We start from the raw sequence: 15,436 nt of genomic DNA on the forward strand, positions 1-15,436 counted from the left end.
TCGTATGGGTCGTATGGGTCGTATGGGTCGTATGGGTCGTATGGGTCGTATGGGTTGGGCAAACTTCCAGTTTGCCAAATCAACCTTCTTTTTTGCGTTGCTCCAAGCGGGCTCGCTTCATGCGTTCACGGATACCGCCTTCATTTATGAAGTCGCGCTCCAGTGCCCGCTTCTGTTGATCCAGCAGATAGTTCGCCTGATGAAGCAGGCAGATGGCAATGTTTACGACAACCTCGGGCGGTCGACTCTCGACAAACACTCGAAACAATTCAAAGTTGAAGGGTACTTTCTTTCCGAGCTGGCGAACATATCGGGCCTCCCTGGAATCCTTGGCCCACAGGGGCAGGTCGCGTACGCGCAGAAAGTCTCTGTAGTCGACAAGCAACTCTTCCAGACTGGATCGTGCTACATTGATGAGCCGTATCTCTGTCTCCTTTGAAGTGCCTGACGCCTTCACGCCCTCCGCGATGTTCTGCTTTCCCTACCGAGCGGCCTGCACCATCTGGTCGACCGTACGATCTCCCCTGCCGAGGAAGCGTTGACAGAATCGGAACGTGATGTCAAAGATCACCTCGGTCTTCTGATAGAAGATTAGCGCCTCATAATTTCCGTGAGGTGGGATAAAGCCGCCTTGCGTCATCATGTGCCCTCCGATTTACAGGTCTATCGAGATTCCGATAGACACTATACCACTTTCGCTGCCCAACCCATAAGACCCATAAGCCCCCCCACGGATGCCCCAATTCAAAAAAAACCGGCGTCTCTCAGGGAGACGCCGGTCGTGGAAATGATTCAGCCAACTCAATCTCAGGCCGAAGTTCGCCTTTTCTCGTCGCGCTTGCGCTCTTCGGAATTCAGCACCGCCTTGCGAACCCGCACGAATCGCGGCGTGATTTCCGCCAGCTCGTCGGGGGCGATCCATTCGAGGGCGACGTCGAGGGTCAAAATACGGGGCACGTCGAGGCCGCTGCTGTGGTCTTTGCCGGCGGCGCGGTGATTGGTGAGGGCTTTGCGCTTGGTGGGCTTGCAGGGCATGTCGCCGGGGCGGGAGTATTCGCCGATGATCATACCCTCGTAGACCGGCTCCATCGCGCCGAGGAAGAGGGTCCCACGCTCCTGGAGGTTTTCCAGGCTGTAGGACGTGCTCTGGCCGGTTTCCATGCTGACCATGGAGCCGCGCTTTCGGGTGACGACATCGCCGCACCAGGGGCCGTAGCCCACGAAGCGCGAGGCCATGATGCCGAGGCCGCGGGTGTCGGTGAGGAATTCGCCGCGATAGCCGATCAGGCCGCGGGTGGGGATGTTGAATTCGAGGCGGACCATGCCCGTGGGCTCGACGTGCATGGCGGCCAGTTCGCCTTTGCGGCCCGCGATCTTTTCGATAACCGTGCCCTGGTATTCGCCGGGCACGTCGATGGTCAGCACTTCCATGGGCTCCAGGCGCTTGCCGTCTTCATCGCGGTGGATGATGACTTCGGGCGGGGAAACGCAGAGCTCCATGCCTTCACGGCGCATTTCTTCGAGCAGGATGGCCAGGTGGAGTTCGCCGCGGCCGGAAACCTTGAGGGCGTCGCCGCGCTCGGTCTCTTCGACGCGCAGGGCCACGTTGGTGCGAAGCTCCTTCTCCAGCCGCGCGGAAATCTGGCGCAGCGTAACGGCGTCGCCGTCCTGCCCGGCGAAGGGGCCGCTGTTCATCATGAAATTCATGGAGACCGTCGGCTCTTCGATTTCCAGGGGGTGAAGCACCTTGTCGTAGTCGAGATCCGAGAACGTGTCCCCGATGCTGATGTCGTCGGGTCCGGCGAGGGTCACGATGTCGCCCGCGCTGACTGTGTCGACGAGTTCACTCTCGAGGCCGCGCGTGACCCAGAGGTAGGTGCATTTTTCCTGCCGGTCGCCGGTGATGTCCCACTCCCGCTGGTGGTGGAAATCGTCGTGATGGGCGAGCTTCTCGCCCAGCCACCGGGTGGACACACGGCGAAACTTCTGGCCTTTCTTGAGGCTGCCCTGGAGCACGCGGCCCAGAGCGGTTCGGCCGATGTGGTCTTTCCAGCCGATGGAGCTGACCTGCATGAGGAAGGGTGCCTCCGGATCGCCCTTGGGCGCGGGCACCTCGCTGATGATGGTCTCGAAGAGGGCTTCCATACCTTCGTGGGCGTCGTCTTCCAGATCACGCACGAGCCAGCCGGCCAGGCCGGAGCCATAGAGCACGGGGAAGTCGCACTGTTCATCCGTCGCGCCGAGTTCGACGAAGAGGTCGAAGGTCTTGTCGAGCGCCTTGTCGGGCTGGGCCTGGGGCCGGTCCACCTTGTTCACGACAACGACGGGGCGATAGCCCATGCGAAGGGCGCGGGTAAGCACGTAGCGCGTCTGGGGCATGGGGCCTTCGTTGGCGTCCACCAGCAGCAGCACGGAGTCCACCATGGAGAGGGTACGCTCCACCTCGCCGGAAAAGTCGGCGTGGCCGGGGGTATCGATGATGTTGATCAGGTAATCTTTCCAGGTGACCGTGCAGTGCTTGGCCCGGATGGTGATACCCCGCTCCCGTTCGAGCTCGTTGTTGTCCATGACCCGCGTCGCCACCGCTTCGTTGCTGCGAAAGAGGTGCGTGGCTGCAAAAATACTGTCGATCAGCGTGGTTTTTCCGTGATCGATGTGGGCGATGATGGCCACGTTGCGGATTTTATCAATCGAATGCATGAACGAGAATTCTCCTTGGCTTTAACGATTTGGCTGCCCGGTCAGTTGAGGGATCTAGCGAAAACCGGGTGAACGGAACAGGGCCGGAACCAAAACATCCTGGCGCCCCCCTGACCGAAACGAGGCAGGGATCGGGAGTCGGCGGTTTTCGGGTAGACAATCGACGAGACCCCCGATTATACAAGGCCGGGACGCCGAAAGGCAAGTTTTCGCGGCGCGTTTCATGCGTAAGGGCAAGGAAATGCGCGTGTTAGGGCGGGGTTAGGCTCTCCCGATGCCCGTCAATCCGCCTGGGGCAGTTCATCGAGGTTAAGCAGGATTTCGTCCTCCAACGCGTGGGGGTCGTCCGCAATGCTTAAGAGAAGCCCTTTCAAGTACATATAGGAAACCGTGTCATAACCGGTCAGGCGTACGCCGAAGCTCTCATGGTCTCGGGAGCACACGATGCCGCGCACTTCGATGAGCGTGTGGGTCTCTCCGACGAAACTGCAGACTACGGGAGTCCCCCGCTCCATGGGCTCGCGGTGTTCGACGCGCAGGCCGCCAACGGAGATGTCAACCACCGAAGCTTCGAAAGAAGCGCCGCCCTCGGGAACCACAGTCACAGGAAGATTTACGTCAATACGGGTGTAGGTGCGCTGGTTGTAACTGGACAATCGGGGAACTTTCCTCTCAAAGGGTAGATTCAACACCTCAGAGGCCGATGAGGCAAAAAATATGATCAAAATCCACGGCGTTGGTGGAATTATACCCGATGCCAGCGAATTCTGCGGCAGGCGGCGGGAGTGCGAAGAGCCGTGACCTGCGAAGCCGAAGGTCGATACACTACCGAAGCCCTAATCACGAGGATTCCAACGCCATGCGCTACCCACGAGCCTGTCTGAGCTTTTTCGCTGTCCTTACCGCCGCGCTGCCCGCTTTCGCCCCCGCTGCGCCACCGGATCGAGACACGCGCAATGCTCAGTGCCTGAAGCCCGCCGCGGCGAACCCCTTCTACTGGGAGTACAAGGGCGCGCCCGTGGTGCTGCTGGGCGGCTCGGTGGAGGACAACCTGTTCCAGATTCCCGATCTGGAGGCACATCTCGATTTGTTAAAGGCCTCGGGCGGGAACTACATCCGCAACACCCTCTCCTCTCGGGACGAAGGCAATGTGTGGATGTTTCACCAGAACGCAGACGGTAAATACGACTTGGAGCACCTGAACGAGGAGTACTACGCGCGTCTGCGGCACCTGCTGGATTTTTGCCTGGCGCGGGACATCGTCATCCAGTATGAACTGTGGGATCGATTCGACTATGCGATGCAGTATTGGGAGAAGAATCCCTTCCGGCCAGTAAACAACATCAACTACACCGAAGAGACATCGGGGCTGCTGAACGACTATCCCGACCACCCCGGCGCCAACAAGAATCGCTTTTTTCGCACGGAGCCTGCGGAGGAAAACAATATGCTGCTTCTGAAGTACCAACAGAAGCACATCGACAAAGTGCTGGAGATCTCCCTCCCCTATCCCAACGTGCTCTATTGCATGGACAACGAGACGGGGGCGAATCCCGAGTGGGGCGCCTACTGGTCGGGCTATGTGAAGGCGAAGGCGGCGGAGATGGGGGTGGTGGCGCAGACGACGGAGATGTGGGATGACTGGAACCTTCAGGCCGAGCAGCACCGGAGCACGCTGGACCACCCGGAGATCTACAGCTTCGTAGACATGTCGCAGAACAATCACAATAACGGCGAGAAGCACTGGGGCAATCTCCTCTGGGTACGAGACTACCTGAAAGACGCGCCCCGGCCCATCAACCACGTAAAGTGCTACGGCGCGGACGGCGGGCGCTTCGGGAGCAGCCGGGACGGCGAAGCGCGCTTCTGGCGCAGTTTGCTGGGCGGTGCGGCGTCCATCCGCTTCCACCGACCCGATTCGGGGCTGGGCCTCAGCGAGCGGGCCCAGGCAAACCTGAAGAGTGCGCGGATGTTTGCGGAGGCCTTCGATCTGGTGGGGGCGGAGCCGAAGCCCTTCGGCTACAACCTGGTCGGCACCGACGCCACGCCGGTCTACCTGACTCTCAATCGCGCGGAGCAGCAGGCCTATTACTTTCCCGAAGGTGGGGAGGCCACCTCCATGCTCGCGAACTGCGCTGGCGGCACGGTACTGCGCTGGCTGGATATTGAAAAAAGCCGGTGGCTCGATCCAATTCCGGCAGGGGGACTCTCACAGGCATTGAAGGCTCCGGACACACGCCCGTGGATTGTGATCAAGGAGCCGGAAGGCCTGCACAAGGCTGTAAAATCCGACTGATCGGGCGGATCCGACCGATCGGGGTGTCCTATCTAGTCGCGACGCTGCTGACCCAGACCCCTTCGGGCGAATAATCGTGCCCGCAGCTTGTATGGGACCCAGGGCGCTTTGTATGCTTGCCGTGCGGCGGCAGGATCGGCCCCGCTTCAATGAGTTTACTTCACCCCGAGGGTAGGTGCATGGTTTTAGAAGTCTTTCAGAACAAGTGGGTGCGGGCCGTGGGCCTGCTGGGGGCGATCATTGTCGTTTCCGCCGTGCTCTATCTCCTGAGCGCCGTGCTGGTGCCCCTTTTCTTCGCCTTTATCGTGGCCTATGTTTTTGATCCGGTCATCGACAAGATCGAGACCTACAAGATCAAGGGCCGCCATATCTCGCGGGTGGGCGCGATTGTCACGCTGGTGGGGGGAATTGTTCTGGCTTCCATGCTCCTGCCGTTGTTCGTTTTTTCGAGCGTGATGGAGCAGGCCACTGAAATGATGGAGCCGGCCCGCAGGCAGGCGGCGGACGCGGACAACATGGAGCAGCCCGGCGAGCCATTGGAAGGCGCGGCGAAGGTGGTTGCGCCCGCGCCGACTCCGGAGCTCCCCGCCCCCACTGCCGGTGACGGAGCGACGGGAGTAACGGAGGTCAACGGTACGGAGGTGGGCGAGCGAATCACCGATCTCTTCGACGGGCCAACTCGGTCGGAGGAGGACAAAGTAGCCGCTTCCCAGTTTCAAAAAGTGGTCGCGGCGAAGTTGGAGAAATGGCTGGCTCTGGACAGCCTGGTCCGGGTGATGAAGCTGGCGGGTCCAGAGGTGGAGGATCCCGACGCCATGGCCCTGCTGCGCCAGAAGATCGGCGAGACGGTAACGGAAGACGCGGGCGCCATCTTCAAGTCCCTCTTCCCCCAGTTCAAGGATGCGGGCAGCTCCCTGATTCGACTTCTGGGGCTGATAGGCGATACTTTCCTGCGGTCTTTTCTGTTCATAGGCAACTTTGTGCTGTTTGCCTTCGTGGCCATCTATCTGCTGAAGGACTACGACCACATTGTGGCCGCCTGCGACGACCTGGTGCCCCACCGCTACCGGAAAAAGACGCGCCGGATCATGTCCAGCATTGACCGCCAGTTGCGTTCTTTTCTTCGGGGCCAGGTGACGGTGTGCTTTTGCCTGGGCGCGATGTACGCGATTGGCTTCCTCATCGCGGGAGCGCCTTTCGCCCTGCTGCTGGCGTTCCTTGGGGCGCTGGGGAGCTTCGTCCCTTATCTGGGCCTGATCCTGACCATCGGCCCCGCGGTCATTCTGACCATGCTCCACTACGGCCCGGTGAACTGGCACGTGGGTGCGGTGCTCGCCACGTTTGTCATCTCCCAGTTTCTGGAGGGCAACTTCCTCACGCCGCGCATCGTGGGATCGCAGGTGGGTCTGGGGCCGGTGTGGGTCATCCTGGCGATTATGGTCTTCGGCAGTACGCTGGGGTTCGCCGGGCTGCTGCTGGCGGTGCCGATCGCGGCGACACTCAAAGTTATCCTTGGCGAACTGCTGGAGAACTACCGGGCGTCCGACTTCTTCTCGGGAATCGACGACGACGGGGACGGGCCGGACTCCGAGACCGAAGGTGAAAAAGGCTCCAAAGGCCGCAAGACCGGCCCGACCGCCTCTTCGGCGGGCAAGGGCCGCCGCTTGAAAAAGGTGTAGAAGACGGTATCGGCGAGGCCGTAGAGCACATAGGTCGCCCCCAGGGGGAATAGCACGATTTTGGGGGATTTGCTCACGGCGTAGTGGATCACGACGATAATGACCGCATAGACGGCGAGGGCGATGAGGGCATGGCGCGGTGCGAGCAGGAAGGACTTCATCTTGTTCTTGGGGTAGCGCACGGTGCTGACCATGAGCAGGCCGCAAATCACCGCCATCGGCCCCAGCAGGTAATAGGCGAAGGGCCCCATCTGGTAGTTGTCGAGGCGCGACTCGAAGTAAGCCAGGAAGAGCACAAAAGACGCCAGGGTACCCCCCGCCGCGGGCGACGGTAGCCCCGTGAAGTAATCGGTGCGCTCGGCCTGGAACGTATTGAAGCGGGCGAGGCGCCACGCCGCGCAGATGACGTAGAGAATGGCCATGTAGGAACCGGTGCGCCCGATGATGGATTCGGTATGTTTCGTCATCTCCAGGTGCAACGTGGGCGCGTCGGGCAGATAGGATGTAAATACGAGCACCGCAGGGGCCACGCCAAAGGTCACGATGTCGCAGAGGCTGTCGAGTTCCTTGCCGAAATCGGAGGTGCTCTTGGTGAGGCGGGCTACGGTCCCATCCAGCGCGTCGAAAATGATTCCAACGAGAATGAAGATGGCCGCCTGCTCGAATTCATTGCCGATACTGGCGAAAATACTTGCGATTCCGCAGTAGAGATTCAGGACGGTCATGAAGCTCGCCAGCGCGTTGATGGGCTTGCGCCGGACGAGATGGCGTCGCTTGTGGGTGCGGAATCGGGCAATTTTCATCAGAATCGAGCCATCACGGTTAAGCCGGCGTAGACGGTCTGGTTCAGCGTCACGGTGACTTCCGTACCGGCCGGCAGATAGAGTTCAGTGCGGGAACCAAAGCGTATCATACCAAATTTCTCGCCCTTTGTGAGGGTTGTTCCCACGCCGACGGGGCAGACGATGCGGCGGGCCACTGCGCCGGAGATCTGCCGGATGGTCATGGGGCCCTTTTCCGTTTCCATCCAGACGGCGTTGGACTCGTTCACCTGGGAGGTCTCGGGCAGCCGGGCGTCCTTGAAGGCGCCGGGGGCGTACTTGACCGCCGTCACGGTGCCGGGATAGGGTGCGCGGTTCAGGTGGGCGTTGAAGACGGAGAGGAATATGGAAACGCGACGGGTGGGGCCGTCGTAGTGGGGGGATTCGTCCAGATCCTCAATCGCGACCACGGTGCCGTCCGCCGGGGAGACGACTTCGTGGCCCGCCGCGCTGACGGTTCGCGGGAAATCGCGGAAGAAGAGCGCCATACACACACCGAGAAGGGCGACGAGCGGGGCGAACCAGCCGATGACGGGGAAGAAGCCCAGAAGCACGGCGGCCGCGAGCACGGGGCCATAGAAGGGTAAACCCTCTTTCCAACCATTGAACGGTTTATTCACATCAATTGCCTTTCTTTCAAACTTACAAATTTCATATCGCCGAAGACCACATGGTCCAGGAGGGATACCCCGAGTATCTTGCCCGCCTCGACCAGTTGCTGCGTCAGCCGAAGATCGGCCTGGCTCGGTTCGGGGTTCCCACTGGGGTGGTTATGGCATATAATAATTCCGGCGGCCGCATCGCGCACGGCCTCGCGAAACACATCGCCGGGGGCGGCCAGTGTTTCCGCGATGGAACCGCTGGACACCGTCACGACCCGGAGCACTTCGTTTTTCGTGTTCAGGAGCACGCTCTTGAAGCGCTCCGTCTCGTACTCTTTGAAATCGTACTTCAGCAGGTCGAAAACGTCCCGCGCACTGGAGATCTTGGGCCGCCCCAGGGACTGGTGCCGCGCGAGGCGCATTCCCAGTTCCAGGGCCGCTTTCAACTCGATCGCCTTCACGCGCCCGACGCCGGGCACCTGCTGCAATTCCTGAAGACTTGCGCGCCCCAGACGACGCAAATCGCCGAAGCGCCGAATCAGCTCTTCGGCCAGTCCGACCGCGCCCTGCTTGCGGGTGCCGGTACGAAACAACACGGCGATCAACTCGGCATCGCGCAGGGCCTCCGCACCCACCTGCTCCAGGCGTTCCCGAGGGCGATCCGTCTCCGGCATCTCCCGCACGGCCATGCTGCGAAACTGAGGTAACTCGCTCATCCCGACCCCTCCGCGTTCAAGAAAATATCTCAAGACTGCCGATCCGACTGCGAAGGGGGAATTCTAGCACCTGGACGCCCCGCGAGTCGATGAAAAGAGACCAGACGCTTGACTGCCTATCGAGAAGAGCGCAGATGAGGTCAAATGTGGTTTGAACCGCGAATGGAAGCGAATTCTGGTGCAAATAAGAGAGGCGAGCCAGGCTCAAACTCTTGTGAGCGCGACCGTTGGACAAATTCGCGTCCATTCGCGTTCATTCGCGGTTCAGAATACTCCCCCTTCGCCCGCTGGCGATTCTATTGTGCCCCGCGAGGTCTTCCGCAATCTTTATCTCCTCGTAGCACGCACCGGCGAGGAGTGTGCGGAGTGCGGGGCCCTGGGCCTCCCCCATCTCCAGCGCGAGAAGTCCGCCGGGCACGAGCCAGTCTTGCGCCTGTGCGACGATGCGGCGGATGCAGTCCAGCCCGTCACTTCCGGAGAGGAGCGCGCGGGGATCTTCGTAGTTCCGGATATCCGGTGCGAGTCCCTCCCACTCGTCATCCTGCACGTAGGGTGGATTCGATACGATCACATCGAAGGGGCCAGCATCCGCTGGCAGGGGCGCGAAGAGATCGCCTTCGACAACGTTGAGCGTGACCCCATGGCGGGCGGCGTTGGCGCGGGCGGCGTCCACCGCGATTGGATTGAGATCGCCGGCCCACCATTCCCCGCCTCGGGCGTTCTTTGCAATGCTTAGGATCACGCAGCCGGTGCCGGTGCAGAGATCCAGCACGCGCCCTTCCGAGTCGCCCAGATGGTCAAGGGCAACCTCGACGAGATGCTCGGTCTCGGGCCGTGGCACGAGCAGGGGCGGCGGCGTGTCGAATTCGAGAGAGAAGAATTCCCAGTTGCCCAGGATATGGGCCACGGGCTCGTGGGCGAGCCTCCGAAGCACCAGTGGCTCCAGGAGGTCAGCGTCCGCCGCGGAAGCGGCATTCATAATCAGTCGGGCACGGTCCCAACCCCAGGCGTGGCCGGCGAGAAGGTTGGCTTCGAACTCGGGGGTTTCCGTGACGCCCGCGAGGCGTTTTGCCGTCTCCGCCAGAACCTCGCGGACCGTGGCCATTACTCTTCCGTGAGTTTCGCGGCGCGGTCGGCGGCGATGAGGGAGTTCACCACTTCATCCAGCTCGCCGCCGCTCATGACGCGGTCGAGGGAATTGATCGATAGCTTGATGCGGTGATCGGTAAGGCGATTCTGGGGGAAGTTGTAGGTGCGGATGCGCTCGCTGCGATCGCCGCTCCCCACCTGAGACTTGCGGTCTTTCGAACGGCTGTCGGCCTCTTCCTGCATCTTAATATCGAGGAGGCGCGCGCGAAGCACCTTCAGGGCCTTGGCCTTGTTCTTGTGCTGAGACTTTTCGTCCTGGCAGGTGACGATCATACCCGTGGGCTTATAGGTGACGCGGACGGCGGAGTCGGTGGTGTTCACGCTCTGGCCACCGGGCCCGGAACTGCGGTATACGTCGAACTGGAGATCGTTCATGTCGAGCTCCAGTTCCACTTCTTCCGCTTCGGGCATTACGGCCACGGTAACGGCCGAGGTGTGTACGCGGCCCTGGGTCTCGGTATCGGGCACACGCTGGACGCGGTGCACTCCGCCTTCGAACTTCATTTGACTGAAGACCTGATCGCCCGTGATCTGGAAAGAGATTTCCTTGTAGCCGCCCAGCTCCGTGACGTGTGAATTCATGACGTCGATCTTCCAGCCCTTGCGCTCCACAAATCGGGAGTACATGCGGAAGAGATCGGCCACGAAGAGCGCGGCTTCGTCGCCGCCCGTGCCCGCCCGGATTTCGACGATGGTGTTCTTGTCGTCGTTGGGATCCTTGGGCACGAGGAGCATGCGCAACTCCTGCTCAAGGGACTCGAGCGAGACACGCAACGTGTCCCGCTCTTCCTCGGCGAGGGCGAGCATTTCGGGGTCGTTTTCCTCGCGGATAACGGCCTCGGCTTCCCGGAGGCCGTTTTCCTGTTCCTCGTAGCGGCGAAAACAGCGCACGAGATCGTTCATCTCGGCGTGGGCCTTGGCATGCTTGCGATAGGCTTCGGGATCGGCCGCCACTTCCTGCGTGGACATGGCCGCGCTCAACCGGTCGGACTCAGCCGCGACGGCGAGGAGCTTTTCGCGCATGTTTCTATCCATGTTGAAAGGCGCTTAGTCCTTTTTCAACGTGCGGGCGTACTTCTTCTGGAAGCGTTCTACGCGACCTTCGGTGTCGATGAACTTCTGCTTGCCCGTGTAGAAGGGATGGGAACGGCTTGAGATTTCCAGCGTGAAGAGGGGATATTCCTTGCCGTCTTCCCAGGTGATGGTGCGATCGGTCTTCACGGTGGAGCGGGTAATCCAGGCTTCGTCCGCGCCTACATCCTTAAATACCACATCCCGGTAGTTCTTCGGGTGAATGCCTTCTTTCATGATGATTCTCCTTGATCGGGCTTTGGAGCCGCGCCATGTATTGCCGCCCGCCTTGAAATCCGCAAGGGCCTGGGGGCTCACTTAACCTGTAATAACCTAACGACAGCCAAGGTTGGAAGCGGGTGCCGTTGGGCCTGAAAATTCGGGCAGAACGCAACCGCAGGTGTTCCTGCCCGGCAAAACGCGATACTATACCATTCGTTGGGGTTGGGAAGCAACTTTCAGACGCTGGCCGCAACATCTACGGGCCGGATCGGCACCTCGCTGCTGGAGAGCGCCAGGTATTTGTTCATGGCGTTCAGGTAGGCCGTAACGGCGGCTTCGATAATGTCCGTGCTCGCGCCGTTGCCCTTGTAGGTCTTTCCACTGAAAGAAACCGTTACATAAGCCTCGCCCAGGGCGTCTTTACCCGGAGTGGTGGCGCGGACATCGAACTGTTCCAGGCGACCGGAGACGCCGATGATGCGTTCGATGGCCATGCACGCGGCGTGAACCGGGCCGTCGCCCGTGGCCGTATCGGTGTAGGTCTCCTCGCCTTTGGAAAGGGTCACCAGGGCCATGGACGGGTCATTGCCGGAGGTTCGTAGCTGCTTGAGGTGATATACCTCGAAGCTTTCGTTATTCAGCGACACGATCAGCATGCGCAAATCGTCGTCGTAGACTTCCTTTTTCTTGTCGGCCAGGGCGATAAACTTCTCGTAGAGCTGGCTGATGGCGGCGTCGTCCAGCTTGTAGCCCAGGTGCTCGCTTCGATTGGCCAGCCCCGCGCGCCCGGAATGCTTACCCAGGACCAGCTCGCTCCGGTTACGCCCCACGGATTCGGGGGTCATGATTTCATAGGTCTGGCGGTTCGCAATCATGCCGTGCTGGTGAATGCCGGACTCGTGGGCGAAGGCGTTGCGGCCGACAATGGGCTTGTTGTAGGGGATGGCGAGGCCGGTAATCTTGCTGAGGAGACTGCTGGAGGGCACCAGCTCGACGGAATCGATGCCGCAGTCGAAGGGATAGATGTCGTGACGGGTGCGCATGGCCATGACGACTTCTTCGAGGGCGGTGTTGCCCGCGCGCTCGCCAATGCCGCTCACGGTACACTCGACCTGGCGCGCGCCACCGAGCACCGCGGCCAGCGCGTTGGCCACGGCGAGACCGAGATCATTGTGGTTGTGAGAGGAGAAAACGATCTTGTCGGAACCCGGCACGTTCTTGATCACGTGCTCGAACATGCCCCGAATTTCGCCGGGAGTGGTGTAGCCCACGGTGTCGGGGAGATTGATGACATCCGCGCCCGCCTGAACGGCGACCTTGGTGACCTCCACCAGGAAGTCCCAGTCGGAGCGGGTGGCGTCTTCGGCGGAGTATTCCACGCGCGGCACGAGGCTCTTGGCCAGGGTCACCGCTTTCCCCACGTGGTCGAGCACTTCCTGACGCGACATGCGCAGCTTGTGTTCGAGGTGGATATCGGAGGTGGCGAGAAAGGTGTGCAGCACGGGGCGCTTCGCTTTTTCCAGCGCGCTGGCCGCGCGCTCGATGTCTTTGGGCAGGGCGCGGGCGAGGGCGGCCACCCGGGCGCGCTCCACGGCCTGGCCCACCTTGCGGACCGCCTCATACTCCTGGTTGGACGCAATGGGGAAGCCGGCCTCTATAATGTCCACACCAAGCCGATCGAGCTGCTGGGCCATTTGGACCTTTTCGCGCTCATCCATGCTCGCTCCGGGCGACTGTTCGCCGTCCCGCAGGGTGGTGTCAAAAATCTCGATCTGTACTGCCATGACTGCTGGCTCTCCTCTTCGTAGCGGCCGCGGGGCGGTCCCCTGCCCCCTTCGGGGCGATAGTGCCGGGGCGGGGACAGGCGCGATGGGAGCGCGTGGTCCCGCCGGACCCGGCCCTATAGTATAAAGCCCCATCCGGGAATTTCGCAATGCGGCGGCTTGCGGCATGGCGGGGCCGGGTTGCTATACTCGGCCCATGCGTATTGAAGACCATAAAGCCTTGCGGCGGATGATCCTGGAATTGTTGTACCAGTCCTATCTGGACGATCCCCTCCGCATGGTCGAGCCGGAGGTATTTTTCGCCCATCCCCCGCTTGACCGCCACAATATCGTGCCCAACATGCACTATCTGTCGGACCGGAAACTGGTGGAGATGATGATGGGTTACACACCGCCCATGTTCTCCGCCGTGCGAATCACGGCCGCGGGCATCGATCTGGTGGAGCACCGATTCGCTTTCGACCTCCAGTTCCCCCCGCTGAGCGGGGGGCCCGAAACAGAGATTCCCGCATTGCTGGAACGCTTGATCGAGGAATGTGATTTCCTGCCCCTGGAAGGCGTGGCGCGGCACCAGCTTCTGGGCGATGCGCTGCACCTGCGGGAAGAACTGAATCGCCCCGTGGCGCGGTGGCGCCCCGCCCTTGTACGCGTCCTGCTGGACGTGATCGAGGAACACCGCGCGGCAGCCGACACCCCGCTGGCGGTGCTGGATCGTCTCCGGGCCGCGCTTGACGCCGTACTTAAGGCGCAGGCGCGTCCCTCCTGATCAGGCGGCGCGCCCGGTCAGGCTGCCAACCATCTGCTCGATCTTGGCCGCGTTCTCGACCAGTTCGGCCACCACGGTTGCGCAATGGGCTTCGGTGAGTCCAAGACGCGCCATGATCTCCGGGGACAACTCCGGCGCGCACCCACCGCTCGCTTCGCCCAATCCCGCCTTGTAGGTCAAAATGTTGGCCGCCGCGATGATGTAGACCTGCTCTGGATCCAGCGTGGCGGCGGCGGGGTCGTGATGAAACCTGATCGTTTCCACGACGCTCTCCGGGAGATTCCAATATTCGCCCAGGAGCCCGCCCACGGTGGCGTGGGTCATGCCAAAAATGGGAAGCTCCGCATCGGCAATGGAGCAGGGCTTTGCGTTGGCGTCGGCGACGGCGTCGCGGAAGAATTCCGGATAAAGCCAGTCGAGTACGACTTTGCCGATGTCGTGAAGCAGCCCGGACTCAAAGCAGCCCTCGGTATTTCGCTTCAGCAATTTGGCAATGCGATCCGCCGCGATGGCGACGGCGAGGGAATGACGCCAGAGCTGGGGGCGGTCGTACTTGGAGGGCACCGAATCGAAAGCCTGAAAGGCGGTCGCGGTCAGGGTCAGATTTCGCACTTCGAGAAAGCCCAGCACAACGATGGCCTGGGTAACGGTTTTGATTTGCCTGTAGAAACCGTAGTAGGACGAGTTCACAAGCTTGAGGAGCGTCGCCGAAAGACTCTGATCGGCGGCGATGAGCCGACCGAGATCAATGGCGGAGGCATCGGGGTCCGCTGCCGTACTAAGGATCTTGCCCAATACGGCGGGCAGGGTGGGCAGTTCCCGGATGTTGAGCAGTGCTTCTTCTATATTGGGAGTTTTCACCAATGTGAATCCTTCTGGTGTTTCAATCGAGCGTTTCGCTATAGTCATAATACGTCATGGAAGAGATCGAAGCAAGCCTCTTTCACATGGTTGAAGTGTACCGCGTCGGGAGCGCGGTATGCCCCGGTGCGCGTGTGGGACGCGGGCAGCACCCCACACCGGCGGCGGGGCATTCTGACCGACCCGGACGACCTGGCCGTTGGCCACGGTCGATTGTTGTGCCACACCAAGGAGTACCCCGGACATGCCCACTGATGCCACTGTCCCCCCCGTCGGCAAGAAAGCCCCCACCTTCACCGCGACCAGCCATACCGGCGAGAAGGTGAGGTTGAGTCAATTCAAAGGCCGGTACGTTGTGTTGTATTTCTACCCGAAGGACAACACGCCCGGGTGCACGGTAGAGGCCCGTGAGTTTCGGGACGCCCACGAGGACTTCCTGGCGGCCAATGCCGTGGTACTCGGGGTGAGTCCGGATTCCGCCGCATCGCACTGCAAGTTCATGGAGCGCTTCGAGCTCAACTTCACCCTGCTGGCGGACGAGAGCCACGCGCTGGCCGAGGCCTACGGTGTCTGGGTGGAAAAGAGCATGTACGGCAAGACCTTTGAGGGCATCCAGCGCTCCACCTTCCTCATCGGGCCGGACGGCACCCTGATCCAGGCGTGGCCCAAGGTGAAAGCCGAGGGGCACGCCGGCCAGGTACTCAAATACCTGTCCGGCCTCCAGCATTAACAGGAGCGCCCTCCGCGCGGTGCGGAGGGCGAATCTGGA

The 15,436-nt window shown here is 61.2% G+C and carries 13 protein-coding genes and 1 pseudogene; 4 read left to right on the forward strand and 10 right to left on the reverse strand.

The window, feature by feature from the left end:
* Nucleotides 1–79: 79 nt before the first annotated feature.
* The 3 genes and pseudogenes from JNK74_09335 to JNK74_09345 all read right to left on the reverse strand — a co-directional run bounded on the left by JNK74_09335 (nucleotide 80) and on the right by JNK74_09345 (nucleotide 3,356).
* A pseudogene (locus JNK74_09335) lies at nucleotides 80–643 on the reverse strand (four helix bundle protein).
* Nucleotides 644–807: 164 nt separating this feature from the next.
* Complete coding sequence (gene typA / locus JNK74_09340; GenBank protein ID MBL7646375.1) at nucleotides 808–2,700, reverse strand: translational GTPase TypA; 1,893 nt, start codon at nucleotides 2,698–2,700, stop codon at nucleotides 808–810.
* A 281-nt stretch (nucleotides 2,701–2,981) separates the two neighbouring features.
* Complete coding sequence (locus JNK74_09345) at nucleotides 2,982–3,356, reverse strand: PilZ domain-containing protein (protein ID MBL7646376.1); 375 nt, start codon at nucleotides 3,354–3,356, stop codon at nucleotides 2,982–2,984.
* A 203-nt stretch (nucleotides 3,357–3,559) separates the two neighbouring features.
* On the opposite strand from JNK74_09345, the gene JNK74_09350 reads away from it, so the two are divergent.
* Entirely contained in the window at nucleotides 3,560–4,996 is a 1,437-nt protein-coding gene (locus tag JNK74_09350) for a hypothetical protein (protein MBL7646377.1), read from the forward strand.
* Between the two features lie 179 nt (nucleotides 4,997–5,175).
* Nucleotides 5,176–6,675 (forward strand): AI-2E family transporter, encoded by a 1,500-nt coding sequence (locus JNK74_09355; GenBank protein MBL7646378.1) that lies wholly within the window; start codon nucleotides 5,176–5,178, stop codon nucleotides 6,673–6,675.
* A gap of 802 nt (nucleotides 6,676–7,477) precedes the next feature.
* On the opposite strand, the gene JNK74_09360 is transcribed toward JNK74_09355, so the two are convergent.
* From JNK74_09360 to JNK74_09385, 6 genes are all read right to left on the reverse strand, one after another.
* On the reverse strand, nucleotides 7,478–8,116 hold the full coding sequence (locus JNK74_09360; GenBank protein ID MBL7646379.1) for a phosphatidylserine decarboxylase family protein: 639 nt from the start codon (nucleotides 8,114–8,116) through the stop codon (nucleotides 7,478–7,480).
* A complete protein-coding gene (radC, locus tag JNK74_09365; GenBank protein ID MBL7646380.1) occupies nucleotides 8,113–8,787 on the reverse strand; it encodes a DNA repair protein RadC in 675 nt (224 codons plus the stop codon). Before radC ends, JNK74_09360 begins: the two co-directional genes overlap by 4 nt.
* A 280-nt stretch (nucleotides 8,788–9,067) precedes the next feature.
* Nucleotides 9,068–9,919 carry a peptide chain release factor N(5)-glutamine methyltransferase gene (gene prmC, locus JNK74_09370; GenBank protein ID MBL7646381.1) on the reverse strand — a complete coding sequence of 284 codons (852 nt, stop codon included), beginning with the start codon at nucleotides 9,917–9,919 and terminating at the stop codon, nucleotides 9,068–9,070.
* The gene (prfA, locus tag JNK74_09375) at nucleotides 9,919–10,986 is read right to left on the reverse strand and encodes a peptide chain release factor 1 (protein MBL7646382.1); all 1,068 of its coding nucleotides are present in this window, start codon (nucleotides 10,984–10,986) and stop codon (nucleotides 9,919–9,921) included. Before prfA ends, prmC begins: the two co-directional genes overlap by 1 nt.
* A gap of 24 nt (nucleotides 10,987–11,010) precedes the next feature.
* A complete protein-coding gene (locus tag JNK74_09380) occupies nucleotides 11,011–11,271 on the reverse strand; it encodes a type B 50S ribosomal protein L31 (protein MBL7646383.1) in 261 nt (86 codons plus the stop codon).
* A gap of 221 nt (nucleotides 11,272–11,492) precedes the next feature.
* Nucleotides 11,493–13,040, reverse strand: coding sequence for a 2-isopropylmalate synthase (locus tag JNK74_09385; GenBank protein MBL7646384.1), 1,548 nt, complete (start codon nucleotides 13,038–13,040; stop codon nucleotides 11,493–11,495).
* Between the two features lie 196 nt (nucleotides 13,041–13,236).
* Here JNK74_09385 and JNK74_09390 point away from each other — a divergent pair, with 196 nt between their 5' ends.
* Nucleotides 13,237–13,806, forward strand: a complete 570-nt coding sequence (locus tag JNK74_09390; GenBank protein ID MBL7646385.1) for a hypothetical protein — start codon at nucleotides 13,237–13,239, stop codon at nucleotides 13,804–13,806.
* Here the strand turns inward: JNK74_09390 and JNK74_09395 are convergent, their stop codons facing one another.
* Nucleotides 13,807–14,667: an HDOD domain-containing protein gene (locus tag JNK74_09395; protein MBL7646386.1), complete on the reverse strand. Its 861-nt coding sequence runs from the start codon at nucleotides 14,665–14,667 to the stop codon at nucleotides 13,807–13,809. It abuts the gene before it with no gap.
* Between the two features lie 244 nt (nucleotides 14,668–14,911).
* On the opposite strand from JNK74_09395, the gene bcp reads away from it, so the two are divergent.
* Nucleotides 14,912–15,397: a thioredoxin-dependent thiol peroxidase gene (bcp, locus tag JNK74_09400; GenBank protein ID MBL7646387.1), complete on the forward strand. Its 486-nt coding sequence runs from the start codon at nucleotides 14,912–14,914 to the stop codon at nucleotides 15,395–15,397.
* The last annotated feature ends 39 nt before the right edge of the window (nucleotides 15,398–15,436 follow it).

This window comes from Candidatus Hydrogenedentota bacterium (genome assembly GCA_016791475.1).
Taxonomy (GTDB): Bacteria; Hydrogenedentota; Hydrogenedentia; order Hydrogenedentales; family JAEUWI01; genus JAEUWI01.

Excerpts from the sequence above, each read along its gene's own strand:
- typA (MBL7646375.1), bottom strand. The coding sequence starts at position 2,700 with ATGCATTCGATTGATAAAATCCGCAACGTGGCCATCATCGCCCACATC.
- JNK74_09350 (MBL7646377.1), top strand. The coding sequence starts at position 3,560 with ATGCGCTACCCACGAGCCTGTCTGAGCTTTTTCGCTGTCCTTACCGCC.
- JNK74_09355 (MBL7646378.1), top strand. The coding sequence starts at position 5,176 with ATGGTTTTAGAAGTCTTTCAGAACAAGTGGGTGCGGGCCGTGGGCCTG.
- radC (MBL7646380.1), bottom strand. The coding sequence starts at position 8,787 with ATGGCCGTGCGGGAGATGCCGGAGACGGATCGCCCTCGGGAACGCCTG.
- prmC (MBL7646381.1), bottom strand. The coding sequence starts at position 9,919 with ATGGCCACGGTCCGCGAGGTTCTGGCGGAGACGGCAAAACGCCTCGCG.
- prfA (MBL7646382.1), bottom strand. The coding sequence starts at position 10,986 with ATGCGCGAAAAGCTCCTCGCCGTCGCGGCTGAGTCCGACCGGTTGAGC.
- JNK74_09380 (MBL7646383.1), bottom strand. The coding sequence starts at position 11,271 with ATGAAAGAAGGCATTCACCCGAAGAACTACCGGGATGTGGTATTTAAG.
- JNK74_09385 (MBL7646384.1), bottom strand. The coding sequence starts at position 13,040 with ATGGCAGTACAGATCGAGATTTTTGACACCACCCTGCGGGACGGCGAA.
- JNK74_09390 (MBL7646385.1), top strand. The coding sequence starts at position 13,237 with ATGCGTATTGAAGACCATAAAGCCTTGCGGCGGATGATCCTGGAATTG.
- bcp (MBL7646387.1), top strand. The coding sequence starts at position 14,912 with ATGCCCACTGATGCCACTGTCCCCCCCGTCGGCAAGAAAGCCCCCACC.